The sequence below is a fragment of the Halalkalibacter sp. HAAS-P013 genome (assembly GCF_056619925.1).
The window spans coordinates 92,624-116,913 of sequence record NZ_JBWQTU010000009.1; the positions used below are offsets into that span (position 1 = coordinate 92,624).

Sequence of the window (24,290 nt, forward strand, 5' to 3'; positions counted from 1 at the left end):
TTCTACACCGTCTCCTTGACTTTTGTTTCCTCTATTGTTTGTTCTAGCACTTGAGCGAACCACTGCTTTAAATCAACGTAGGAAGAATAGACAAAATCATTTTCAATTTTCGCATGCTCTAGTTTCTTTCGATACGTTGCAGATTCTTCTAACCCTTTCTTCTGAGGATTATTAGTAACACTTAGTATACCATCGTCTATTGAAACAAAACCAAGCTCACTAAATACCTGTGACATAAAGGTAATCGTTTGTCTTGACCACCCTTTATATTTGGCTAATTCTTCGCTGTGCTTTTTAATATTAAATGATTTTCTCTTTAAAAGAAATGCATAGTACCATTTAAATTGCTCCCGGTTCGGGTTAGTCGTAAAGAAAGAATCATCTTCATGATAAAAGATCGTATAAATACGACTAGGTTGTCCATGATGTTGAAACATTGTTTTCAATTGCTCACGTTCGTCTGGAATATCAAGTAACACAACAAAACGATTGGATAAATCACCAACGTCTTCTTGATCATGTAATGAGATGATCGTTTCATTCTCAAGACCTAGTATTCTCTGTGTTTCCTTTTTAAATGTAATAAGTACGCGATTTTCAACAGGAATTGTTAAAAGACGATCAGCCAATCTTGTTTTTTGGATACTTCTCCAATCAAATAACTGCCATTCTGATACTCCCATATCGTCAATCATTAATTGAGGCTTTACGTGCCCATTCCATTCATTAATCGATAAAGTACCAACCGCTGATACTTTCGCATGAGATGTGATTTCATCACATAAATAACCTAGGTGAAAACCAATCCCATCTAATGTTGCCCCATTCTCAGAGAATCCAACTTTTAAATGGTTTGAATCACTTCCAATTTTTCTCATTTGGCCTAATTGAACGTCTTGAAGCAGCACTTTCGGTGTTGGATTAGAAACACCGAAAGGAGCAAGTTGATCTAATTGCTTAATGACAGATACGGAGATTTCATCTACCGTAGCGACTAAATCAATCAATGTTACTGGTTTAAAATCTTCATCTGTTAATACTTCTTTTGCCTGTTCGTTAAGCCTAGTACGTAATAAATCTAAATCATCCACGTTCATTGTTAAACCTGCAGCCATTGGATGCCCACCAAAATGAGGTAAAATATCCCGGCTTTTAGAAAGCTCAGCAAACATATCAAAGCCTTCAATGCTTCTGGCAGACCCTTTTGCCAGTCCCTTTTCCCGATCGATACTTAATACAATCGTCGGTCTATAATAGCGCTCTACAAGACGGGAAGCAACAATTCCAATGACTCCTGCATTCCATCCTTCACCAGCAATGACCAATACATCATTTTTATTAGGAGGGTATTGCTCTTCAACAACAGTAACAGCTGCTTCTGTAATCTCTGTAACAACTGCTTGGCGCTCTTTATTTAAGTAATCAATTTCCGTTGCTAAATGTTCAGCTTCTTCCTGTGTTTCGGCTAATAACAACTGAACAGCCGGGTCAGCTGAATCAAGCCGCCCTGCTGCATTAATTCGAGGTCCAATTCCAAATCCAACATGGTCTGCTTGAACGACTTGTGAATCGATACCACATTTTTTCTTTAGCGCAATTAAACCTGGTTTGTTCGTTGACTGGAGAACATGAAGGCCCTCCATTACTAAAAGACGGTTCTCATCAATAAGAGGAACCAAATCGGCCACTGTACCTATCACTGCTATGTCCAGCCACTCACTCGGAACCCTTCCTAATAATGCATGAGCGACTTTTAAAGCAACTCCTACACCTGCCAAGCCTTTAAATGGGTATGGACAGCCGGGTTTCTTAGGATTAACAATCGCATATGCATCAGGTAAAACGGGTGGTGCTTCATGGTGATCGGTCACAATGAAATCAAGGTTAATCTCTTTTGCCACATTTGCAACATGTACTGCAGCAATCCCTGTATCAACAGTGACGATTAGTCCATACCCATCTTCTTTTGCTTGCCTTATCGCCGGTTCATTAGGTCCATATCCCTCGGTAAATCGATTCGGTATATAAAAGTCTACTTGCGCTCCTATAGATTGTAAGGCTTTGTACATTAAGGCCGTACTGCTTACACCATCGGCATCATAGTCACCAAAAATAAGAATTCGCTCATTTTGCTCAACTGCTGCGCGAATTCTTGTTACGGCACGATCCATATCGTCCAATAGAAATGGATCATGATAGGTCATCTCTTCTTTATATAAAAAACGTCTAGCAGCATCTACTGTTTCAAATCCTCGATTCAAGAGTAAACTTGCTACTAGTGGAGCTATGTTTAATTCATTGACTAATTGATCTACTTGACTGGATGCTTGTTCTTTTATTTTCCATCTAGCTTTCGGTTTTAACATATAAACACCCCTTGAATGTCTCATTATACAGGAGCACTCAAGGGGTTACAACGTTCAATCATTCTTTTCCTTAGACTGGTATATTTCCTTTTCGTGATTCTTTTTGCTGCCTTGATCAGAAGGGTTTCTTTTCCCTTTTGTAATTGATTCTGAATTTAGATTGCTACTTTCTTGACTATGTTTCAACCGTTTGATTTCAGCTTGTAATTTATACACCTTTACCATTCCAACTGCTCCAACAATGATAGCCCCCATTAAAACAGACCCTAAAACAACTAGGATTAATGGCCACTCAGCTGTTCCAAACATATAGTTAACACGAACGGAATCAACGTTGATAACGGCAAAGATAGCAATAATAACAGCTGCTATTATTCCGAGTATTAGACTCCACTGTCCCCTCATTCATTCAACTCCTCTCCCTCTTTTTTTCTTTCTCTGTAAGGATTAATATGGACAAGCACGTCATGAACGTTCTTCTCTTCTAAGAGGCGCTCTTTTACTCGCTTTCCAATCGTATGCCCTTCTTCGACCGAAATAGATGGGTTAACTGCCACCTTAATATCGATGATAACGTAATGTCCATGTTCCCGAGCTAAAAATTCATCAATATTTAGAACACCTTCCACACTTGCTGCAGCCTTTTTCATTTCAACAGTATCCTCTTCATGAAGAACATGATCAAGTGCATTATGAATCGACTGTTTGCCAAGTGTCCAAGCCATTTTCCCAATTAAAATAGCTACAAACGCACTCGCTATGGAATCTCCATACACAAGCCAAGGTATATTTAAATGCCCTCCAAGAATGGCGGCACCAATCCCGATTAATGCCGCAAACGAAGAAAACACATCTGAACGATGATGCCATGCATCGGTCATTAATGCCTCACTTTTATACTTCTTACCCAATTGGTACTTATAACGAAACATAAGTTCTTTCACAACAATGGAAAAAATAACAGCATATATCGCAATGACTCCCGGAACCTCAACGGGTTCAAAAAAAGATTGAAATGCACCAAGTGCTATTTCAAAACCCACAATAAATAGCAATACTGCTACAATGATGGCTGCAACCGACTCCGCTTTACCATGCCCATATGGATGATCACGATCTGGTGGCAGTTTTGCAGCACGAACGCCTATTAAAACAACTACTGAACCGACAACATCCGAAGCTGAGTGAACTGCGTCTGCGACTAATGCGCGACTATTTGCCATAATGCCAACGACTGCCTTAATAATCGCCAAGACAATATTGCCAACTATTCCAACCCACGCTGCAAACCTAACTTTTCGATAACGTATATCTGCTTCGGACACATCAACACCCACTTTATCTTGTTCATATTTCAAACAGTATGTTTGAAAATCCTGTACTTATTTTACCATCAATAGGTAGCATCATTCATCTTTAAGAGAATTGACAATCACATTGCGAAAATTAGTACCTATAAAAAAGGTGTCTTAAAGGCCAATACCCCTTTAAGTCACCAATAACGAAGGCACTGCAAAAGGGTGGTTTTCCTTTTTCAGTGCCCTTGAGAACGCAAGTAATTTCTAAGTGCATCCTATGATTTATACTGTTGGCTCTCCCTCAGGCTGTTGCTTGTGAGAGTTGAACTTTTTCTTTTTTAATTGCTTCGCCTTCCAAATCAGCCATAACTGCGAGGCAAGGAACATCGACGAATATGTCCCGGCTACAAGTCCTATTAGCAAAGCAAAAGCAAAGGAACGAATAGCCTCGCCACCAAAGATGAAAATTGCTGCAGCTGCAAATACAACAGTTAAAACCGTATTAATTGAACGTGCTAATGTCTGAACTAAGCTTTTGTTCACAATTGAAGCTAAATCCTCAAAGTCTTTGACTCGCTTAGCAAGCTTCATGTTTTCTCTAATTCGATCAAACGTTACAATCGTATCATTTATTGAATAACCAACGATGGTTAATACGGCTGCAATGAAAGGAACATTCACTTCAATTTGTAATAAACTAAACACAGCAATAATAAAGAATGCATCATGTAGCAAGGCCACAATTGCTGCAATTCCATATAACAATTCAAATCGAATCGTTACATAAATGATAATCCCAACTGAGGCAATTAGTACAGATATTAATGCATTACGTGCAAGTTCTGCACCAATGATTGGATCAACCGTGCTAACACTTGGCTCATGACCGTATGCATTAGCAAAATAGGCTTGAATTTCATTTATTTCTTCAGGAGACAAAACACCGATAAATCCAACACTTGCCATTTCATTTTGATCACCGCCAAGCTGAACATCATCTGGTGTAAATCCAATTTGTGCAAACTCCTCCATGACCTCTTCTTGCGTTATCGGCTCTGTCGATAACAAGTCTACTCTTGAGCCACTTTCAAAATCAATTCCTAAATTCAGCCCTAGTGTGAGCAGCAACACAATACCAAGTAACGTAAATAATCCTGAAAAGGCGAAAAACTTTTTTCGATGCTTAACGAAGTCTATCTCACTATTTTGGAAATTAAAGCTCACTAATTTCACCTTCCTTCACACCGAACAAACGAGGTTTCTTATTAAGCACTCGACTGTTTACCCATAAACCAAGAAGAAGTCTTGACCCATACACAGCTGTAATAAAACTCGTTAAAATACTGACAATCAACATAACAGCAAAACCTTGTACAGAGCTTGTCCCATATGAGAATAGTACAGCTGCTGCTAAAATTGTTGTAATGTTGGCATCTAGAATCGTTGAAAGCGATCTTCGACTTCCTGCTTTAAAGGCCGACATGATCGATTTACCAGACCTGATCTCTTCTTTAATTCGTTCATAAGTAATGATATTTGCATCTACTGCCATCCCTACCCCGAGAATTAATGCAGCAATCCCAGGTAATGTTAAAACTGCATTCATCCAATTAAACACAAGCAACACAAGGTAAATATAGGTGGTGAGTGTAACAACAGCGATGACCCCCATGAACCGGTAATAAAACAACATATAGGCAAAAATGAGCGCGACACCAATAAATCCAGCATACACTGTCTTTTGCATCGCTTGCTCTCCTAAAGATGCACCTACAGAGTTAGAATACATCTCTTCAAGCTGGACTGGAAGTGCCCCTGCATTTAAAACCTCTGCCAAAAATTGTGTTTCTTCAAGTGTAAAATTCCCACTGATAGTCGCTGTATTCGAATAGATAATTTCTCGAACTGTTGCCGCAGAAAGATACTTCGGGTCTTCTTTCAAAGCTTCTTCGGCGTAAGAATCTACACCCTCTTCAAAATCAAGCCACATAACGAGTAAATTTTCCGCTGGTGGCCTGGATAGCATCTCCCTAGAGATTTGCTCCATTTGACGAGCATCATCTAAAGTCAAAGTCACAATTGGATCATTAGTATCCGGATGAAATGAAGAGCTGGCGCCATTCTGGCGCAAATCGGCTCCATCTACTAATACTTCATCATGTACATCACGTATCGTTAAACTTGCTTCCGTTGCGAGTAATTCTCTTGCTGTAGCTTGATCGGCTACTCCTGCAAGTTGAACTCGAATACGATCGTCGCCTTCTATTCGAATATTCGGTTCAGAAACCCCTAGTACATTAACTCGTTGATTTAAAGCACTGACCGTTGCTTTTAATGCTTCATTATCAATGACATCACCTTCGTGAGCTGGTTTTACTTCATAAAGTATTTCAAACCCACCTTGGAGGTCAAGACCTAGCTTAATTTCCTTCGCAATATCTGTTACAGTCGTACTAATCAAACCTGCAAGAATCGCGACGATAAGGAAAAAAGCAAAAATCCTTCCTTTTTTCACCATACTGCTTTTCTGCCTCCTTCATGAAACAGACTACTTGTCCATTTCAACCTTTCATAGACACAATAGTCCCATTATAGCTTTTATAGAAAATCTCTGTCAATTTATGCTATGTATACTTCAAATAACTGGAAACACCATCTCTTTAAAATATGATCTCAAAAGCCATGAACAGAGGTGGCAATGGCTCCGCTCGTTACTCGCCTTGAGAGTAGAAACCCACTCCTTTCAAGGCTTTTAAAGATGTAGCGACTCCTCACATTGCTTCTTGGTTATGCCAAAAGGTCCAAAACAGACCTTGGGATAACCCCTTATCTATGACTCGCGCTTGAACCTTTATCAACTTGGGCACTCTACCCTTCTGAAGCTTCCATTTCTGTAAACCAATCAGTAGGATCTTTGTATGCATTGATCGTTAACCACGTCATATACGTTTGTGGCTTTAGTGTGAGTAATTCACTGACAAAACTATTAATATGAATAAATTCTTTCTTCTTTCTTAACTGATAGAGGACACATTCCCATACATCATCTTTCGTAGCTCGATCATAACCAAGAAAATGAAATTCATCGACCTTACTTACTAAAGCCGGCTCAACATCGCTTCGCCATACTTCAAATTGTTGTTTCTCCATTAATTCTCTCCCCCTTTAAAAGACTGAATACATAATACTTGCTATTCCAAATCCAGCGATAACCACTCCTGTAGCAATAGCAAAAAAGGCAAAACGGAATGGAATGAAACATAGGATGGCAGCAAGACTAGCTGAATAGGCACCAGTAGTAGGTAATGGTACAGCCGTAAACAAAATGAGACCAATAGCTCCAAACTTCTCTACTTTGTCGCTTTTTTTCATAGTTCTGCTATAAAGCCAATCATAAAACTTTTTATATACTTTAAATCTAAGAAACCACTTACTTACCGGCTGAAATAAAAGCAAGATTAGTATGATCGGTAACAAGTTTCCACCAATTCCATAAAATAAAGCCTCCCAATAAGATAAACCAAGCTGGTGCGCTACGGGTATTCCCCCTCGCAGCTCTAAAATAGGCAATGCAGAGATTAACACAACAATTAATTCAGGGGGTAAAAAACCAAAATGATCAAAAACAAACTGTTCAATTGCCTCTTTCACTATATCCGTCCTCTCTAAAGTTGTATTAATAAACTAACTACTTGTCATGCTTGCCCCACTACTAAGCATATAAATAATAACGTGAAATATCCATCATTTTTTTATGAAGGTAGGGGCTAGTCATGACGAAGCAAACATTTCTTAAAGGAGCTTTGATTTTAATCATCGCCGGTCTTATTACAAGATTCCTAGGCTTTGTGAATAAAATTGTCGTTGCAAGAATTATGGGGGCTGAAGGAGTAGGCCTTTATCAGATGGCGGTCCCTACATTGCTGTTAGTCATCACTTTAACTCAATTAGGACTACCCGTTGCCATTTCAAAACTAGTTGCAGAAGCCGAGGCTAAACAAGATAGACAAAGAATAAAAAAAATCTTGGTAGTCTCCTTGACCATTACATCCATACTTAGCATTATTTTCACAATTGCGATGATTGCTTTTGCCCCATTTGTAGCAAACACCTTACTAACTGATGCAAGAGCCTATTATCCTTTAATTGCCATTGCACCAATCGTCCCTATCGTAGCACTTTCTTCAGTCATGCGTGGCTACTTCCAAGGTCGTCAAAATATGAAGCCTACTGCCTATTCTCAAGTCATTGAACAAGTAGTTAGAATTACTCTAGTTGCCGTAATGACAAGCGCATTCTTACCAATGGGTGTGGAATATGCAGCAGCTGGTGCCATGGCTTCCGTTGTAATTGGGGAACTAGCTTCCTTAATTTATATGATTCTTATGTTCAAGAGGAACAAGCGATTTCATGTTCGACGGAACTTTTTCACTTATGCTAAAGAGGGGAAACAAACATTTCGAGATTTAATGGCTATTTCATTGCCAGCTACTGGAAGTCGCCTAATTGGTTCCATTTCGTTATTTTTTGAACCTATTATTGTCGCTCAAAGCTTGGCACTAGCTGGAGTTGCTACAGTAATGGCCACAAGGCAATACGGGGAACTAGCTGGATTTGTCATTCCTGTACTCATGCTGCCAACATTTATTACGTATTCCCTCTCTGTTTCATTAGTACCAGCCATAAGTGAAGCTGCAGCGAAAAAGCATTACAAAACAATTCATCACAGGTTAAACCAAGCATTACGCCTTGCACTGTTATCAGGAGGTATCTCTGCTGTTGTTTTGTACGTCTATGCAGAATCAATCATGAGCTTAATGTTTGATGCTCCAACAGTCGCAACCTATTTAAAACTAATGGCTCCATTTAGCATCTTTTTATATTTCCAAGGACCTCTTCAAGCTACTTTACAGGCATTAGACCTCGCTAAAGCTGCGATGATGAATAGTTTGTTTGGAGCCGTCATTAAAATGGCTGCTATCTTTGTTCTTGCATCAAAACCGGAATTAGGAATCATGGGGGCGGCCCTAGCTGTTGTCATCGGATTCGTTTTAGTCACTCTGTTACACTTTGCATCAGTAGCCAAAACGATAAGCTTTACAATTGAAACAAAAATGGTTGTTAAATCGATTATTCTTATTGTTGCTTCTGCTTGTATAGGATTTCTATTTTCTAAGTATGCATTTACTTCTTTATCTCAGCTTTGGCAGACATTGCTTGCAATAAGCCTTACTAGTGTATTCTACTGCATGTTCATGGTTCTTCTTGGGTTAATTAAAGAGGAGGAAGCTTTCCGAATTCCCATCATCGGTAAAAGCCTAGCCTCAATCATTCAAAGAACAAAATAAGAGGCTGTCTCAAGGTCAGTTCTTTGACCTTTAAGACAGCCTCGAAGTGACGAGTAGGTCATTGCAAAAATCCTTTCAAAAGGTATTCTTTGACCTTTTTGAAAAACGCAGGCTAAAAAAAATAACCAAGCTAAATCCTTTTCTTTAGGACCAATAGCTTGGTTATTTTTCATCTTTAACATCAACAAAAAATGTATCTCGATCTTTTAACGCGCAATAGGATATTTTCTTAATATCACGATACCCTAGCTTCCTCATTTGCTGCCGCAACCATAATTGCGTCTGATTAATTTGTTCTAAATGTTCATTTTGTATCTTTCCATCTAAAATAAGCGGCAACGGTAGTCTTGAAGCATATCCATCAGTTGGTTCTTCCTGCTTTTCAATTACAGAAAGCTTCCCGGATGGTTCTAAAATGGCAAATTCAACATCAGATAATTTACTAATTTTATTTTGCCTTAGTTGTACCAGAAGGTCATCAAAGTTATACCTTTGCTTTCTCATTTCCCCTTCATCTATCTTTCCTTCATTAATTAAAACAGACGGCTTACCATCAATCAATTTACGCAAATCATTATTTTTCAACGAAACAAGGGCCAAGATAATTTGAATCGTGGAAAGAATAACAATTGGGATAATGGAGTACATCATTGGCACTTCTATATTTTCTATCGCTACAACTGCTAGCTCTGCAATCATTATTGAAACAACAAAATCTAAAACAGATAACTGTCCAATCTCACGTTTCCCCATAAACCGAAGCACAAAGAGAATAATGAAGTAGATGAATATCGTACGTAGCATGATTGTCATATAATCCATCAGATATCCTCCCTTGTGTTCTCACATATCTAAAGATTAGTATGACCAAGGGAGGAAAGACACATGATTTGTAGCTTTTGGTATTTCTACATAAAGTTAACGAGGTATCTGAAGTAGAGATAAACGGTTGAAATAACAAACGAGATGATGGCAATAGGCAATCCTACTTTTAGGAATTCTAAATAACTAAACGGATGTTTCGCTTTTGCCGCCATACCAGCAACTATGACGTTGGCTGTGGCTCCGATAATCGTTGCGTTCCCGCCTAAACAAGCACCTAAAGCAAGGGCCCACCATAAAGGATCTAAATTGTTCATACCATATTCTTGAAACTCAAGAATGACAGGAATCATTGCAGCAACAAACGGGATATTATCAACAAATCCAGATAAAATCCCTGAGCCCCAAAGGATAAATAGAGCGGTCTTAGGCAGATCACCTTCCGTATAGTAAATAATTGATTTTGCAATCTCATCAATGATGCCTACTTCCTTTAACCCACCAACAAGCAAAAACAATCCAATAAAGAAAAAGAGCGTTACCCACTCCACTGAACGAAAGACTTCTTCCATATCTTGCTCATCATGCGTAATTAACATTAACAAAAGGGCTCCAACCATTGCAATGCTTGTTAACTCAACATGAATAAAGGGCTGAAAAATAAAGGCTATTGTGGTTAACGTCAATACGGTGACCGATTTCATAAGAAGTTTCCGATCCTTAATGTATGTAGTTGGGTTTATCGCGTATAATTTTGCTTGATCCTCTTTTGTAACAACTAATTGCTTACGGTAAAGCAGGACTAGCCCTCCCATAACGACTATAAAAATAATAAGGACAACAGGACTTAAATGAATGAGAAAGTCATTAAATGTTAAATGATCAACTGCCTGCCCAATCATCAGGTTTGGAGGATCTCCAATTAATGTCGCGGTCCCCCCAATGTTTGATGCCATAACCAATGACAATAAAAAGGGGACTACGGGAAGTTTTAATAATGAAGTTAATGTAAATATAATTGGAACAATTAATAAAACAGTTGTCACATTATTTAAAAAAGCCGACCCAAATGCAGTTAATGATGAGATTACAATAAGCAGCGGAACCGGCCGACCATCTACCCACTTAGCTAAAGACACTGCTACATACTCAAAAAAGCCACTCTGACTTGTTATGGATACTAAAATCATCATTGCCAACAGAAGCGTAATCGTATGCCAATCTATATGGTGTAAAAATGCAGCATTTATTTCATACACACCAAATACAAGCATGAGTACACCACCGAAGCAGGCAATGACAGCTCGATTTAGTTTTTCTGTGATAATGAAGAAGTAACTGCAAAGAAAAATAATTAAAGCTAAGGTTACCCCCATGGATTGTACTCCTCTCCCTCGCATTTCTACCATCCTATGACAAGCCCGAAAAAAACATGTCCTTTTTCTAAGACAAGCAATTTTTGTGTCTATTCTATACAAGCCTGAATAAGCTTTATTAAACAGTAGTTTATTTTAATCATCGAAAGGAGAGTTTCCATTGACGTATCGTGGTTTTTTTCCAGCAGTTTTGTTCGGACTGTCAACTATCTTGGTCATTGCTTTATCATTTAGTTTGGTTGTCTCAATTGTATTATCTTTTACATCTTTAACGGAGCATTCAGTTCAGTGGGTAATTACAGGGGTTGCATTTATTACTATGTTTTTAGGAGGGACAATTTCAGGGGCTAAAGCAAAAGAAAAAGGCTGGATTGCGGGCGCTTGTACAGCTCTTTTATTTTCCTTGTTAACTTTCTTAATACAATATTTAGGCTACAATAACAGCTTTACAAGTGAACAGTACATGTACCATGCTGGTTATATCTTAGCAGCAGCAATTGGAGGAATTATAGGTGTCAATTTAAGCAGTAACAAGTAAAATGATCTATTCTTTTAAAAGTCTCCTTCACTAGGATTGTTGCAATTGATAATCGATGAGAACGAAAGTGGAATGGAGCGGAAGGCACTTGACTCCTGCGGGAAATAGATGAATAGGCAAAACCCCGCAGACGGAACGTCGAGGAGGCTTGGCAACACCCCTCGGAAAGCAAGTGCCTGCAGCGCAATGTAATGGACAACATCAAAGGAAAAAAATGATTAAAAAACAACAAAGTATACGAAAACAGCCTTTAAAAAAAGAAAGCGCAGCGATCTAATCGCTGCGCTTTCTTATGTACTATATCAATCTGGATTAACGACTTCACGAATAGCTGCACGGTCGAACGTAAGCTTACGATTATCATTAACAAGAACAACAATCGTGTCTTCATCAACAGCATCAATTGTTCCATGAAGGCCTCCGATTGTGATAATCTTATCACCACGTTGAAGTGCACTATGCATTTCACGAATAGCCTTTTGCTTCTTTTGTTGCGGACGAATTAGTAAAAAGTAAAAAATCGCAAACATTAAAATTAGTGGAAGTAAAGTTCCAAATAGTTCCATCTGTTTTCCCCCCTTTCATTAATAAACACTTTGCTTGACCAGAATGAGTGAAGCAACCAAATAGCGGATCGCTATACTCTGCTTCGAGACGCACTGAAAGAAAAGATCATCCTATTGAATAGATACTTAGAAATTCTTTGCATTTGGCTTATTAAAACCATATTGTTCAAAGAATTCTTCTCTAAAATCAAGTAAACGATCTTCTCTAATTGCCTGTCTAACCTGCTCCATTAAGTTTAACAGGAAATATAGATTATGGTAAGAGGTCAATCTAAATCCAAATGTTTCTTCACACTTGATTAAATGTCTTATATATGCCCTTGTATAATTCTTACAGACATGACAGTCACAATTCTCATCTAAAGGTCTAAAATCACGGGCGTACTTAGCATTACGAACAACCAACCTACCTGTACTTGTCATAAGTGTTCCATTACGGGCAATTCTCGTTGGTAATACACAATCAAACATATCAATGCCGCGAATCGCTCCATCGATTAATGAATCAGCTGATCCAACCCCCATTAAATAACGCGGTTTGTTTTCAGGTAAGTGCGGAGTTGTGAACTCTAGTACACGATTCATCACATCTTTAGGCTCACCAACAGATAATCCTCCAATTGCATACCCAGGAAAGTCAAGAGAAATGAGATCTTCTGCACTTTGCTTGCGTAGATCTTCATATTCTCCTCCTTGTACAATCCCAAACAAGCCTTGATCATTTGGACGTGCATGTGCTTTCAAGCACCTTTCCGCCCAACGGCTTGTCCGCTCTACAGATTTTTTCATGTAATCAAATTCAGCTGGATATGGAGGACATTCATCAAATGCCATCATTATATCTGAGCCAAGGGCACTTTGTATTTCCATAGCTCCTTCAGGACTTAAAAACAACTTATCTCCATTTAAATGATTACGAAAATGGACACCTTCCTCTTCTATCTTACGCAGGTCACTTAAGCTAAAGACCTGAAACCCACCAGAATCAGTTAAAATTGGACGATCCCAATTCATAAATTTGTGAAGGCCACCTGCTTCTTTAATTATATCATGACCAGGTCTTAACCATAAGTGATAAGTATTGCTTAAGATAATTTGAGCATTCATATCGTATAAGTCTTCAGGACTCATCGTTTTTACTGTTGCCAATGTTCCAACCGGCATAAATATTGGTGTTTCAAATGTACCATGTGGTGTATGAACGCGACCTAGACGAGCCCCAGATTGCTTACACGTTTTAATATGTTCATACCTAATTGCAGCCATCCATTTTCCTCCTTTTAACTACCTAATCAGCATTGCATCCCCAAAGCTAAAAAAGCGATATTCTTCTTTCACTGCATGCCTATATGCATTTAGAACAAAGTCCTTGCTTGCAAACGCACTTACTAGCATTACCAAGGTCGATTTGGGCAAATGAAAATTGGTTAACAATCCATCAAAACCACGTACTTCATAGCCTGGATAAATAAAGATGGATGTCCACCCTGATGCTTCTTGAAACTGCCCATGATCTTTCATAATCGTCTCAAGTGTTCGAGCTGACGTTGTACCAACGGCAAAAATCCGTCCTCCATTTTCTCTGACTGTTTGAAGTAGACTAGCTGTACCAGCACTCACCTGATAAAATTCTGCATGCATTTCATGTTCTTCAATATTTTCAACACTTACAGGCCTAAATGTTCCTAGACCTACATGCAATGTGATATATGCAATGTGTACGCCCTTTTTCTCGATAGATGTTAATAATTCTTTTGTAAAATGCAGCCCTGCTGTTGGAGCTGCTGCTGACCCTCGATTTTTCGCAAAAACAGTTTGATACCGTTCTTGGTCCGGCAATGTTTCTTTAATATACGGAGGCAGGGGCATTTCACCTAATTCATCTAACACTTCATGAAAAATACCTTTGTAGTTCATTTTCATTATCCGTCCACCGTGATCAGCTTCACCTGTACAAATTGCAGTTAATTGGCCGTCACCAAATACAACTTCTGTTCCTTCTTTCACACGCTTAGCAGGCTTCACAAGCGTTTCCCACTGATCATCTTCTAACTGTTTTAATAACAGGATCTCAATACTTGCTCCTGTATCTTTTTTAAGACCATAAAGCCTTGCAGGCAAAACACGGGTATCATTTAGTACTAGACAATCGCCCTCATTTAATTCATCAATAATTGATAGAAAATTACGATCCTTTGTTTCGCCTGTCTTACGATCAAGGACAAGCAAACGAGACGCCGTCCTGTCGGGAAGCGGCGTCTGAGCAATTAATTCATTCGGCAATTCAAAATCAAATTCTTCTACATTCATATTAACATTCACCTTTTTTTTAAAATATCCGTTCATTTTTTATACATCTTTGTTATCATACCCAAACTGTTAAAGCGATGCAACTTTAACGAAAACGTCCAATAATAAAGAAAAGCAGCGATAGAACAACACTTATTACAATACTTGTCATAATAGGAAAGTAGAAGGTTGAGTTTTCACGTTTGATTAAAATATCTCCTGGAAGCTTACCTATCGGAATAAATCGACCGATTAACATCCATAACCCACCAATTACAATACATAAAATACCGATCGTAATTAATACTTTCGGAAATGTATTCATTGTTTTGGAACCTCCAAATTAAAGTGTTCATAACAAGCTGGACTTACAATCCTTCCACGAGGTGTCCGCTGGATAAAGCCAATTTGCAATAAATAAGGCTCATACACATCTTCAATTGTGTCGGGCTCTTCCCCTATGGTTGCCGATATCGTTTCGAGTCCAACTGGACCTCCGCGGAATTTTTCAATCATTCCATATAATAATTTATGGTCAATATGATCAAGTCCTAACCGGTCAACTTGTAATTGTTCAAGAGAATCTTGAGCAACTTCAAGAGTGATCGTTCCGTCTCCTTTTACTTGCGCAAAATCACGAACACGGCGGAGAAGTCGGTTGGCAATCCGAGGTGTACCTCTTGATCGGCGAGCAATTTCAATAGCTGCTTCTTCATCTATATCTGTGTCAAAAATCTCAGCTGTACGACGAACGATGATTGATAGTTCTTGCTCTGTATAATATTCAAGACGCGCAAGTACACCAAACCGATCACGTAGAGGAGCTGAGAGCATCCCTGCGCGTGTAGTTGCACCAACAAGAGTAAATGGGGGCAAGTCTAAACGCACAGAGCGTGCAGTTGGCCCTTTGCCAATAACAATATCTAAACAAAAGTCTTCCATTGCAGGATAGAGAACTTCTTCGACCATACGATTTAGTCTGTGTATTTCATCAATAAATAAAACATCTCCTGGCTCAAGAGCAGTTAAAATCGCTGCTAAATCTCCAGGTCTTTCAATAGCTGGCCCTGAAGTTGTTCTCATTTGAACACCCATCTCAGTTGCTATTATTCCAGATAACGTTGTTTTACCTAGTCCAGGTGGGCCGTATAGAAGAACATGATCCAGGCTTTCTTCCCGCATTTTGGCTGCTTCCATAAACACTTGAAGATTTTTTTTAACCTTTTCCTGTCCAATGTATTGTTGGAGTTTGTGTGGTCGGATTTGCTGATCAAGTGAATCTTCCATACCTTGTTCTTCTGCCGATACCATTCGTTCATCCATTCCCATCACCCCCGTTTATTACCCATTTAATAATAACTGAAGTGCTTTTTTAATATATGCATCGGTAGTCAAATCTTCTTTTTCCAAATGCGGGCGCACCTTTTTCAGTTCTCTCTCTACGTATCCAAGTGCTCGCAAGGCTTCTAGAGCTTCTTCTAATAACGGATTAGCCTTTGTTAAACTTTTAGGTGAAGCAGTCATTCCACTTTGTTTAAATAAATTCGGCGCAAAATCATCAAGCTTCCCTTTTAGATCTAGTATTATTTGTCTGGCCGTTTTCTTCCCAACACCAGGAAATTTAACGAGGAAAGATTCATCCTCTTCCTCAATCGCATGAACAACATGCTCTGGTTCTCCTGTTGCCAAAATAGCTAATGCACCTTTTGGACCAATTCCTGAAACATTTAGAAGTTTCTCGAACAACGCCCGTTCTTCCTTTGTCTCAAAACCGTATAAACGAATAACATCTTCCCTTACATATTGATATGTATACACTTGAACGGAATGCTCCATTTTACTTTGAAATCGATAAGGGTTCGGACAATATAATTGATACCCTAACCCATGATGATCCACAACAATATATTGAGTATCAATATCCACTAACTTTCCAACTACATATTCAATCAATTTATATCCCTCTCCATACGAACATTTATTTCTATTTTAGCATAGAGTTCAACCAAAAAGGTCGCTTTTTACCTTTTTGGTTGAACTCGAAGCGCTGTGCGGAGCCGATGCCTGGTCTTAAGCCTAAAGGAGCGCTCTTCTCCTTTAGGCGCGCATCGCGTGGAGCCAGCGCCACTATGTTCGCACCTGTTAAATAAGAAAGCAATCCCCTTCACCTTTTTAGGTTAACTCTATGCGCTGTGCGGAGCCGCCGTTATGTTTTAAGCCTTTTGAGGGCTCTTCGCAGGAAGGCGCACGGCGTGTGGAGCCAGCGCAAACTTGTTCGCCACCTCCAAAAATTTGTACCTTTTTTCTTGTTATAACCATGTCAAAAACAAAAGGTGATTTCAATAACGAAACCACCCAATTAACTTACATCTGTGCTGATTTATATTGTCCAAAAACTTGTAGCACTTCCTCATAATGTTTAAGGTCCTGAACAGGTATACCCTTTCTCAGTTCGGAATGTTGTCGACTCTTTAGTTTGGCTGTATCCAATTGGAAGAAGGATTGAATAACTCTTTCTTCATTTGGCTGCCCTTCATAAATGGAAAGAATGCCATCTTCTGTTATTCCAAAATATCCATTTACCTTCAGGAGCGGAGAAATATCATTAACTTCCTTCCTAAAAATCATCTCATTTTCACTTTGGTCAACCAAGTTCCAGTCTTCATAATAAGCCCAAAAATCTTCCATCGACCAAATTGTTTCTTGAATTCGTTCTTCACTCTTTTCACCATCAAGGTAAACACGTTCTAATATCACGTTGATTGTTTGAGGTCCCATTACTTCGTAAGCTTCCGATTCTGCTTGTTTCTGGCTATTTGATTTCTTTTGGCTGCCTTCTATTACTGTCGTATTCCACAACGTAAAACCCATAACAATTAATGTCAAACTTAAAAGCAAAGAAAAGATATGTTTTCGCTGAGTTCGTTGTAATTTCATCAGCTCTCACCACCATAATAAAAATAAAAACTTCCATCCTAGGCTAATGTTGCCCATAAATGGAAGTCATCATTCGTAATTTAAAATCATTTCACTACATTTCCACTTTTAAATTGATAATTATTATGTAAAGAAATAAGACAGTGGAGAAGAAGCTCCACTGTCTGTAACAAATTAGCGAGAACGTTCAAATGGTCGTTGTACTGCTCTTCCTAAATCTCCAAGCATATCTGTAAATGTAGCTGTAACTTCATCAAACGCGGTCCCTGTACGTAATCTGTCATCCATATTACGTATGCGACCTACTGCATCAGAATCAGTTACTACTCGTACATCTTTATTTTTCGCTAAACCATTAACCGTTTTTTCAACTTCTCTTTTCACATCATCCATATCTCCATTTGTTGTAATCCCTACAACAACATCATTATCATGAACGATCACACGTGCATCTTTTACACCATCAACACGCTCAACTCGCTCAGTAAGACGTTGAACAGTTTTTCCATCATAGTCTTTATGATAGTTCATCGCACGAGTGCCTTGTTTATCTTGTGCACGTTGTTGACCATGGTGGACTCCCGTACGGTCACCACGACCAGTTGCATCAAAACGATTCGGTGTACGTGTACCTTGATTTACATTCCCGCGATCACGCGCTTCTAAATTCATAGCTCCTTGGCCTTGACGGCGATGTCCAGGAGTTGCATCTAAAGCACCAGTTCCTCGGCGTGCTCTTCCACGAAGAATTCCATCTTCATCAACCATACCAGGACGATTTCCTCCTGTTAATCCAGCACGTCCCATTCCTGCATTACGCTCCGTTGCACGAATACCATCACGAGCGGTTCCACGATTTAAACCAGCAGGTCCCATTCCTCGTGCATCTGTTCCTTGACGTCCTGTGATACCTTGTGCGCCATGAGTTCCGAATAACCCAGTATTAGTACCAAAGTTATCTCGGCCAGTATTTGTATAACCTACACCACGGTCATTGCCAGTTCCACGAGTTTGGAAATTATTTAAATGTGTACGACCTTGGCCAGTCATACCAGTACCTTGGCCTCCAAATAATCCACCACGTGCATCTGTTTGGCCTACGCCTTGACCTCCAAATAGCCCGCCACGCGTTCCTGTTTGACCAGCTCCTTGACCTCCAAATAATCCACCACGTGCACCTGTTTGTCCTGCGCCTTGGCCTCCAAATAACCCGCCACGGTGCCCTACATCTGCTCCTCTAGTCGTACCTTGTCCAATGGTACCACCACGATGGCGGTCTGGTGTCATCATATCAGTTATTGGACCTTCGCCTCTATTACGACCATCTATTGCTCCTCCACCACGCATATCTTGTGCATGTATTCCTGTTTGTTGATTTGCACCCATGTCTGTTGCTTGGTTATCTACACCACATCCAGCAAGTCCACCTAAAAGCATTGTTGCTGTTGCTACTGACATTGCGATTTTTTTCATTTTTTAATTCCCCCTTTCACCAATTATGTTGGCTAATAGGGGGTTTCTTTACACTGTTACATCTTGGTTAGTGTTCCATAACAAGAAATTAAAAATAAAATTAGCTTATACCTATGTAAGCCTGCTATAAGTAGATAGCTCATAGCAGGCAAAAAAGAATTACTTTATATATATTGCTTGATCTTAATCATCATAATCATCTGACTCATGGTAACCTTGCATAAATGGCTGTTGTGGATAATCTTGCATCGGCATCAGTTGCCCATTTGGACCATAAGTAATTGGTTGTGTTGGTCCACAACACCCTTTTTGTGGACTTTGGTAAGGTTGGTGCATTGGTTGGTGATGCATTGGCTGTTGCTGGTGCATCGGCGGCTGCTGGTGCATCGGCGGCTGCTGGTGCATCGGCGGCTGCTGGTGCATCGGCTGTTGTTGGTGCATTGGCGGCTGCTGGTGCATTGGCTGTTGTTGGTGCATCGGCGGCTGTTGGTGCATTGGCTGTTGTTGGTGCATCGGCGGCTGCTGGTGCATTGGCTGTTGCTGTGGATAGAATGGTATAGATTCCTGTTGTGGCATATAAGGTTGTTCTGGATAATATGGCATTGGTTCTTGTGCTGGTGGCATTGACATTTGATGTTGGTGGTATGGTTGCATCATTGGCTGCGACGGACCGCATCCTGGCATTAACGGACTAACCGGGATAGGCTGTTGAATGTATGGGGCTGTTTTAGGTTTTGACGGACCACACCCCGGCATCAGTGGACTAATTGGAACCAATGGTGGGCAAGGTGCCTTTTGCTTCGGTTGATACATTTGCGGCTGAATAGGTTTGTGAGCTGGCATTTGAATTGGTTTATGATCCTGCTTTTGAATTGGTTTATAATCTGGCTTTTGAACCGCTGGCGTTGGTGCATAATGTTTTGGAACAATCGGAGCTTCTTTTTTTATAGGTTTAACTTCTTCTTTCGGTTTTACCATTTCTTTTTTCGGTTCAACTTGCTTCTTCACAGGCGGCTTTTTGACATCTGGCATAACCTTTTTAGGTTTTACTTGTGGTTGATAAAAATTGATATTTGTTTCAAATGAATGATAATCAACCTTTGTTTTTTGTTTTGGTTGCACCATTTGCGGCATTGTTGGCATCTGTGGCATAGGCATTGGTGCCGGCTTTGGTGCCTCTTTCTTTTGGATTGGTTTTGGCATTTCCTTTTTAGGCTGCTCTTTTACATGTGCTTGTGGAGCGACCTGGGTTTCTTTTTTTACTGGTACACTTCCTGTAGGCACTTTGATTTTCATACCAGGCATAATCATATCTGGATTGGACAATTGTGTATTCGCTGCCTTTAGTTGTTCAAAATCAACCCCGTATTTTTGAGATAACTTCCAAAGTGTGTCACCTTTTTGGACAATATGAATTTTCACGTTTCATTCCCTCCTCTTACCGTTCCTTACATCGTATGTCGCAATAGGCGAATTGATACGAAACCTTACTTTTTGAACAGAAAAAAAGATTGAAAAAATCCTAATATTACAGGGGTCTCAGCACAGCTTATGTCGGAAAAAATAGGTTTATGCCTACATAAAAAAGAAAAACAAAGAGAGGATAGTAAAAAAGGGCGTTTTTCCCTTTTTTACTATCCTCTTCATTCGTTAAGACGGACGATCAAGCATGCGTTGCAATGCTAGGTTTCCCTCTAAAGTTGTTTGTTCATCTACAGTAATTGGAAAATGCAGTCTTCCTTCAATAATCTCTTCCAAAGACCAAAGCAAATGATCTAAATCAATCCTGTTCATTGTTAAACACGGACACATCGTTGAATTTAAAGAAAATACATTTTTATCAGGGTGCTGTTGTGCTAAACGATTCACTAAATTCATCTCTGTTCCGACTGCCCATGATGAACCAGGCTCAGCATTTTTAATTGTTTCAATTATATAATGCGTCGAACCATTTAAGTCAGCTGCTTGCACGACATCAAAAGTACATTCTGGATGAACAATAATTTTTGTATTTGGTGAATTTTTGCGTAACTCTTCAATCTGACCAACAGTAAATTTTTCATGTACGGAACAGTGTCCCTTCCAAAGAATAACTTTCACCTGTTCAATAGGACCTTCACAGACAAGTTCTCTTGCAATTGGATCCCAGACTGCCATCTCGTCCAGTTTTATACCTAAATCATAGGCTGTATTTCTCCCCAAATGCTGATCAGGTAAGAAGAGTAGCCTTTGTTTTTGAGTAAATGCCCACTGAACCATTGCCTTTGCATTGGAAGATGTTACAGTTGCTCCACCATTCCTTCCACAGAAAGCTTTAATTGCAGCTGTACTGTTAACATAAGTTAAAGGTAAAATGGTATCTCCAAATTGTTTCTGTAACTCAACCCATGCGTGCTCTGTTTGAGCAATGTCCGCCATGTCTGCCATTGAACAACCGGCTTTCAAATCTGGCAAAATGACATGCTGATTGTCTGTAGTAAGCATATCAGCCGTTTCTGCCATAAAGTGGACTCCACAAAAAACAATATATTCTGCATCGCGATTAGTCTTTGATAATTGAGCAAGTTGGAGTGAATCACCTGTTGCATCGGCAAATTCAATAACTTCGTCGCGCTGATAATGATGCCCAGGAATAAACAGTCGATTGCCCAGTTGTTGTTTAATTTCCTTAATCCGCTCTTTTTTATCCTCTATCGACATCTCTTTGTACCGTGCTGGTATGCGATCTAACGTTGCTACTTTTTCAAGAAAATTCATCCTATATGCCCCCCTCTAATAAAAAGCTTAAATCTGTCGCTTTCACTGAATGTGTTAAACAACCGAGCGATATATAATCCACACCTGTCTCGCGAAATGTTGCAAGATTATCGATCGTAATTCCACCAGATGCTTCCGTAATAATATTCTCAGGTACAAGCTTGCGATAATTTTTGATCTCTATAGGAGTTGCATTATCGAACATAATAACATCTACGTTTGACTCTACCGCTTCTCTTACCTCATCTTCATTTGTCGTTTCAACTTCAATTTTCACCATATGCCCAACATGGTTTCTAACTGTTTCCACAGCTTGCTTTATCCCCCCACAAGCGAGTATATGGTTTTCTTTCAACATGACAGCATCACTTAAGCCTCTTCGATGATTAAATCCCCCTCCACATCTCACTGCATATTTTTCAAATACCCTAAGGCCCGGTGTTGTTTTTCTTGTATCACAAATTCGGATCTTTTCATCCTCAAGTGTCTTAATAGCGGTATGGGTCATCGTCGCAATCCCTGACATACGTTGCAACAAATTTAATAGAACCCTTTCTCCGGCTAATAAAGGAATCACCCTTCCCTCTAAAATAGCGATCATATCCCCTTTTTGAAACTCTTCGCCGTCTGAAACCAACACTTGTACTGAGATCGTAGAATCTAACATGCCATATCCCCATGTCAGCAAATCGCAACCAGCCATTACCCCATTCGCCTTAGCTACAATTTTGGCTTTCCCAATTGCACTATTTGAAATGGCTGATTCACTCGTAACATCACTTTCGCCAAGATCTTCTAAAAAAAAATGCTCTAGTTGTTTTTTAACTAATAACTTGTTCATTCTCTCTCCCCCTAGATATTTTCAAGTACAAGATGTCGTTTTTCTTTTTGTGTAATGTGCGCACCTTTTTCTTTCGATAATGAAATGTACGTACTTGACCAAAGTTGATCATTCCTCTTTGGAAAGTCCAATCGATAATGCCCCCCTCTGCTTTCAGTCCGATGAATCGCAGCTTCTGTAACTAAAGCAGAAACGATAAGCATATTTTTGCATTCTATCGTGGCACGAGAATCCGTCGAGAGAATTTGATTAGCATAAGGTAAAAATTGTTCAAGCCAGCATTTCATTTCAAAAAGACCTGATAGATCACGCTCAATCCCAACGAATTTAGTCATACGGGTTTGAATATCAAATATAGAGGGCAAATGACTCGTAACTGTGATGTCATAGTCCTCCTCTTCTGAATAAACTAGTTGAAATTTCGACTGAACATTTTGGATATCACTCGCTACTTGCTCGGCAAATACCAAACCCTCCAATAAAGAATTGCTTGCAAGTCGGTTAGCTCCATGAACACCTGTACAAGCTACCTCTCCTACAGCATATAAGCCCTTTAATGACGTTCGCCCAAATGAATCGGTCTCAATTCCTCCACTCACAAAATGGGCCCCTGGTACAACCGATAACGGAGTAACTCTTGGATCAATCACCGCTTTCTCGCAACGCTCCGCTAACCCGGGAAAGCTTTGTTTAAATCCTGTTATGTCTCGACAATCTAAATAAATTTCATTTCCATTTTGTAAAGCTTTATGAATTTCTCTACTAACAACATCTCTAGATTCCAATTCTTTCAATGGAAAATCTTCCATTAATCTTTTTCCTTTTTTATCGACAAGCTTTGCCCCTTCACCACGCACTGCTTCGCTAATTAGTCCCATTGTTTCCCCATCAACTTTCAGTAGTGTAGGGTGAAATTGAATAAATTCCATATCAATTAACGTTGCACCAGCACGGTAAGCAAGTGCAAATCCATCTCCTGTTGCCTCTTCAACGTTTGAAGTATGCTCATAAAGTCTACCGAGCCCCCCAGTTGCTAACACTGTCGCTTTTGAATAAATACATTCCTTCTCTGTATGAACCCCGATGACTCTTCCATTTTTTGAAATTAGCTTTTTTACCATTGTATAATCGAGAATTTCTACTCTCTCATTGACTGCGTTTATTAATGCCTCAGTAAAAGCCTGACCAGTCTTGTCACCATTTACATGAACAATACGGCGATTTTGATGAGCGCCTTCCATTCCTAAAACGAGCGCTCCATCTTCACTTTTATCAAATGGGACCCCGAGTTGGTCTAATAAGGAAACAATTGCAGGAGCTCGTTTTACCAACATCTCAACATGAGTTTCATTATGGTGATCCCCTCCAGCTTTTAATGTATCAGCAAGATGTTTTCTCCAATCATCATTTGGTCCAAGCGCTGCTGCCATACCTCCCTGTGCACAGCTAGAGTTACTTGTATTAACGTTAGACTTTGTGATAATAATCACATTCATATGATCAGCTAGCAAATGAGCCGTCATAAGACCTGCAATACCACTTCCGATAATAATAACATCGACCGTCTTATTAGCCATCCCCATCCCCCTATATAAAATTTACAGTTGTCTTGTCACCTATCTTTACATAAAATAAGAGTTGTGACAAGCGCTTTTTTTTGATTAAATAGGTAAATATTG

Annotated in this window: 23 protein-coding genes; 2 read left to right on the forward strand and 21 right to left on the reverse strand. The window is 39.5% G+C overall.

From position 1 onward, the window contains the following. Positions 1 to 2 precede the first annotated feature (2 nt). The 7 genes from recJ to AC1FXP_RS13610 all read right to left on the reverse strand — a co-directional run bounded on the left by recJ (position 3) and on the right by AC1FXP_RS13610 (position 7,315). Positions 3 to 2,366, reverse strand: a complete 2,364-nt coding sequence (gene recJ / locus AC1FXP_RS13580) for a single-stranded-DNA-specific exonuclease RecJ (protein WP_480062226.1) — start codon at positions 2,364 to 2,366, stop codon at positions 3 to 5. 54 nt (positions 2,367 to 2,420) lie between these two features. Beyond that, the gene (locus tag AC1FXP_RS13585) at positions 2,421 to 2,771 is read right to left on the reverse strand and encodes a LapA family protein (RefSeq protein WP_480062228.1); all 351 of its coding nucleotides are present in this window, start codon (positions 2,769 to 2,771) and stop codon (positions 2,421 to 2,423) included. Further along, a complete protein-coding gene (locus AC1FXP_RS13590) occupies positions 2,768 to 3,724 on the reverse strand; it encodes a cation diffusion facilitator family transporter (protein WP_480062230.1) in 957 nt (318 codons plus the stop codon). The genes AC1FXP_RS13585 and AC1FXP_RS13590 overlap by 4 nt, the downstream gene beginning before the upstream one ends. Before the next feature lie 222 nt (positions 3,725 to 3,946). Beyond that, the gene (secF, locus tag AC1FXP_RS13595; RefSeq protein ID WP_480062232.1) at positions 3,947 to 4,888 is read right to left on the reverse strand and encodes a protein translocase subunit SecF; all 942 of its coding nucleotides are present in this window, start codon (positions 4,886 to 4,888) and stop codon (positions 3,947 to 3,949) included. After that, the gene (gene secD, locus AC1FXP_RS13600; RefSeq protein ID WP_480062234.1) at positions 4,878 to 6,182 is read right to left on the reverse strand and encodes a protein translocase subunit SecD; all 1,305 of its coding nucleotides are present in this window, start codon (positions 6,180 to 6,182) and stop codon (positions 4,878 to 4,880) included. Before secD ends, secF begins: the two co-directional genes overlap by 11 nt. A 350-nt stretch (positions 6,183 to 6,532) precedes the next feature. Next, positions 6,533 to 6,814, reverse strand: coding sequence for a post-transcriptional regulator (locus tag AC1FXP_RS13605; protein ID WP_480062236.1), 282 nt, complete (start codon positions 6,812 to 6,814; stop codon positions 6,533 to 6,535). A gap of 15 nt (positions 6,815 to 6,829) precedes the next feature. Next, positions 6,830 to 7,315, reverse strand: a complete 486-nt coding sequence (locus tag AC1FXP_RS13610; RefSeq protein WP_480062238.1) for a COG2426 family protein — start codon at positions 7,313 to 7,315, stop codon at positions 6,830 to 6,832. 122 nt (positions 7,316 to 7,437) lie between these two features. Here AC1FXP_RS13610 and spoVB point away from each other — a divergent pair, with 122 nt between their 5' ends. Then, positions 7,438 to 9,012, forward strand: coding sequence for a stage V sporulation protein B (spoVB, locus tag AC1FXP_RS13615; RefSeq protein WP_480062240.1), 1,575 nt, complete (start codon positions 7,438 to 7,440; stop codon positions 9,010 to 9,012). A 162-nt stretch (positions 9,013 to 9,174) separates the two neighbouring features. Here spoVB and AC1FXP_RS13620 read toward each other — a convergent pair whose 3' ends face one another. Both AC1FXP_RS13620 and AC1FXP_RS13625 read right to left on the reverse strand, forming a co-directional pair. Continuing rightward, a complete protein-coding gene (locus AC1FXP_RS13620) occupies positions 9,175 to 9,834 on the reverse strand; it encodes a DUF421 domain-containing protein (protein WP_480062242.1) in 660 nt (219 codons plus the stop codon). An 86-nt stretch (positions 9,835 to 9,920) separates the two neighbouring features. Then, complete coding sequence (locus AC1FXP_RS13625; protein ID WP_480062244.1) at positions 9,921 to 11,210, reverse strand: ArsB/NhaD family transporter; 1,290 nt, start codon at positions 11,208 to 11,210, stop codon at positions 9,921 to 9,923. Positions 11,211 to 11,370: 160 nt separating this feature from the next. Between AC1FXP_RS13625 and AC1FXP_RS13630 the strand changes: the two genes are divergently transcribed. Then, a complete protein-coding gene (locus AC1FXP_RS13630; RefSeq protein ID WP_480062246.1) occupies positions 11,371 to 11,748 on the forward strand; it encodes a TIGR04086 family membrane protein in 378 nt (125 codons plus the stop codon). 302 nt (positions 11,749 to 12,050) lie between these two features. Here the strand turns inward: AC1FXP_RS13630 and yajC are convergent, their stop codons facing one another. The 12 genes from yajC to nadB form a co-directional block, all read right to left on the reverse strand. Beyond that, positions 12,051 to 12,314: a preprotein translocase subunit YajC gene (yajC, locus tag AC1FXP_RS13635; RefSeq protein WP_480062248.1), complete on the reverse strand. Its 264-nt coding sequence runs from the start codon at positions 12,312 to 12,314 to the stop codon at positions 12,051 to 12,053. 126 nt (positions 12,315 to 12,440) lie between these two features. Continuing rightward, positions 12,441 to 13,580 (reverse strand): tRNA guanosine(34) transglycosylase Tgt, encoded by a 1,140-nt coding sequence (gene tgt, locus AC1FXP_RS13640; protein ID WP_480062250.1) that lies wholly within the window; start codon positions 13,578 to 13,580, stop codon positions 12,441 to 12,443. A gap of 18 nt (positions 13,581 to 13,598) precedes the next feature. Beyond that, positions 13,599 to 14,624, reverse strand: a complete 1,026-nt coding sequence (gene queA / locus AC1FXP_RS13645; RefSeq protein WP_480062252.1) for a tRNA preQ1(34) S-adenosylmethionine ribosyltransferase-isomerase QueA — start codon at positions 14,622 to 14,624, stop codon at positions 13,599 to 13,601. A gap of 85 nt (positions 14,625 to 14,709) precedes the next feature. Further along, positions 14,710 to 14,928, reverse strand: coding sequence for a DUF2905 domain-containing protein (locus tag AC1FXP_RS13650; protein WP_480062254.1), 219 nt, complete (start codon positions 14,926 to 14,928; stop codon positions 14,710 to 14,712). Next, on the reverse strand, positions 14,925 to 15,926 hold the full coding sequence (gene ruvB, locus AC1FXP_RS13655) for a Holliday junction branch migration DNA helicase RuvB (RefSeq protein ID WP_480062256.1): 1,002 nt from the start codon (positions 15,924 to 15,926) through the stop codon (positions 14,925 to 14,927). The genes AC1FXP_RS13650 and ruvB overlap by 4 nt, the downstream gene beginning before the upstream one ends. A gap of 18 nt (positions 15,927 to 15,944) precedes the next feature. Next, entirely contained in the window at positions 15,945 to 16,556 is a 612-nt protein-coding gene (gene ruvA / locus AC1FXP_RS13660) for a Holliday junction branch migration protein RuvA (protein WP_480062258.1), read from the reverse strand. Positions 16,557 to 16,967: 411 nt separating this feature from the next. Then, a complete protein-coding gene (locus tag AC1FXP_RS13665; protein WP_480062260.1) occupies positions 16,968 to 17,540 on the reverse strand; it encodes a BofC C-terminal domain-containing protein in 573 nt (190 codons plus the stop codon). Positions 17,541 to 17,714: 174 nt separating this feature from the next. Next, entirely contained in the window at positions 17,715 to 19,013 is a 1,299-nt protein-coding gene (locus AC1FXP_RS13670) for a YhcN/YlaJ family sporulation lipoprotein (protein WP_480062262.1), read from the reverse strand. A gap of 183 nt (positions 19,014 to 19,196) precedes the next feature. Further along, entirely contained in the window at positions 19,197 to 20,435 is a 1,239-nt protein-coding gene (safA, locus tag AC1FXP_RS13675; protein ID WP_480062264.1) for a SafA/ExsA family spore coat assembly protein, read from the reverse strand. 228 nt (positions 20,436 to 20,663) lie between these two features. Beyond that, the gene (gene nadA, locus AC1FXP_RS13680; RefSeq protein WP_480062266.1) at positions 20,664 to 21,770 is read right to left on the reverse strand and encodes a quinolinate synthase NadA; all 1,107 of its coding nucleotides are present in this window, start codon (positions 21,768 to 21,770) and stop codon (positions 20,664 to 20,666) included. 1 nt (position 21,771) lies between these two features. Further along, positions 21,772 to 22,611, reverse strand: coding sequence for a carboxylating nicotinate-nucleotide diphosphorylase (nadC, locus tag AC1FXP_RS13685; protein WP_480062268.1), 840 nt, complete (start codon positions 22,609 to 22,611; stop codon positions 21,772 to 21,774). An 11-nt stretch (positions 22,612 to 22,622) separates the two neighbouring features. After that, positions 22,623 to 24,188 carry an L-aspartate oxidase gene (gene nadB / locus AC1FXP_RS13690; RefSeq protein ID WP_480062270.1) on the reverse strand — a complete coding sequence of 522 codons (1,566 nt, stop codon included), beginning with the start codon at positions 24,186 to 24,188 and terminating at the stop codon, positions 22,623 to 22,625. Positions 24,189 to 24,290: the final 102 nt, after the last annotated feature.

Bases quoted from the DNA above. Each gene is read 5' to 3' on its own strand.
- secD (WP_480062234.1), bottom strand. From the start codon at position 6,182: ATGGTGAAAAAAGGAAGGATTTTTGCTTTTTTCCTTATCGTCGCGATT.
- AC1FXP_RS13620 (WP_480062242.1), bottom strand. From the start codon at position 9,834: ATGGATTATATGACAATCATGCTACGTACGATATTCATCTACTTCATT.
- queA (WP_480062252.1), bottom strand. From the start codon at position 14,624: ATGAATGTAGAAGAATTTGATTTTGAATTGCCGAATGAATTAATTGCT.
- AC1FXP_RS13585 (WP_480062228.1), bottom strand. From the start codon at position 2,771: ATGAGGGGACAGTGGAGTCTAATACTCGGAATAATAGCAGCTGTTATT.
- spoVB (WP_480062240.1), top strand. From the start codon at position 7,438: ATGACGAAGCAAACATTTCTTAAAGGAGCTTTGATTTTAATCATCGCC.
- nadA (WP_480062266.1), bottom strand. From the start codon at position 21,770: ATGAATTTTCTTGAAAAAGTAGCAACGTTAGATCGCATACCAGCACGG.
- yajC (WP_480062248.1), bottom strand. From the start codon at position 12,314: ATGGAACTATTTGGAACTTTACTTCCACTAATTTTAATGTTTGCGATT.
- recJ (WP_480062226.1), bottom strand. From the start codon at position 2,366: ATGTTAAAACCGAAAGCTAGATGGAAAATAAAAGAACAAGCATCCAGT.
- AC1FXP_RS13625 (WP_480062244.1), bottom strand. From the start codon at position 11,210: ATGGGGGTAACCTTAGCTTTAATTATTTTTCTTTGCAGTTACTTCTTC.
- AC1FXP_RS13670 (WP_480062262.1), bottom strand. From the start codon at position 19,013: ATGAAAAAAATCGCAATGTCAGTAGCAACAGCAACAATGCTTTTAGGT.
- tgt (WP_480062250.1), bottom strand. From the start codon at position 13,580: ATGGCTGCAATTAGGTATGAACATATTAAAACGTGTAAGCAATCTGGG.
- nadB (WP_480062270.1), bottom strand. From the start codon at position 24,188: ATGGCTAATAAGACGGTCGATGTTATTATTATCGGAAGTGGTATTGCA.
- nadC (WP_480062268.1), bottom strand. From the start codon at position 22,611: ATGAACAAGTTATTAGTTAAAAAACAACTAGAGCATTTTTTTTTAGAA.
- AC1FXP_RS13605 (WP_480062236.1), bottom strand. From the start codon at position 6,814: ATGGAGAAACAACAATTTGAAGTATGGCGAAGCGATGTTGAGCCGGCT.
- AC1FXP_RS13665 (WP_480062260.1), bottom strand. From the start codon at position 17,540: ATGAAATTACAACGAACTCAGCGAAAACATATCTTTTCTTTGCTTTTA.
- ruvB (WP_480062256.1), bottom strand. From the start codon at position 15,926: ATGGATGAACGAATGGTATCGGCAGAAGAACAAGGTATGGAAGATTCA.
- AC1FXP_RS13650 (WP_480062254.1), bottom strand. From the start codon at position 14,928: ATGAATACATTTCCGAAAGTATTAATTACGATCGGTATTTTATGTATT.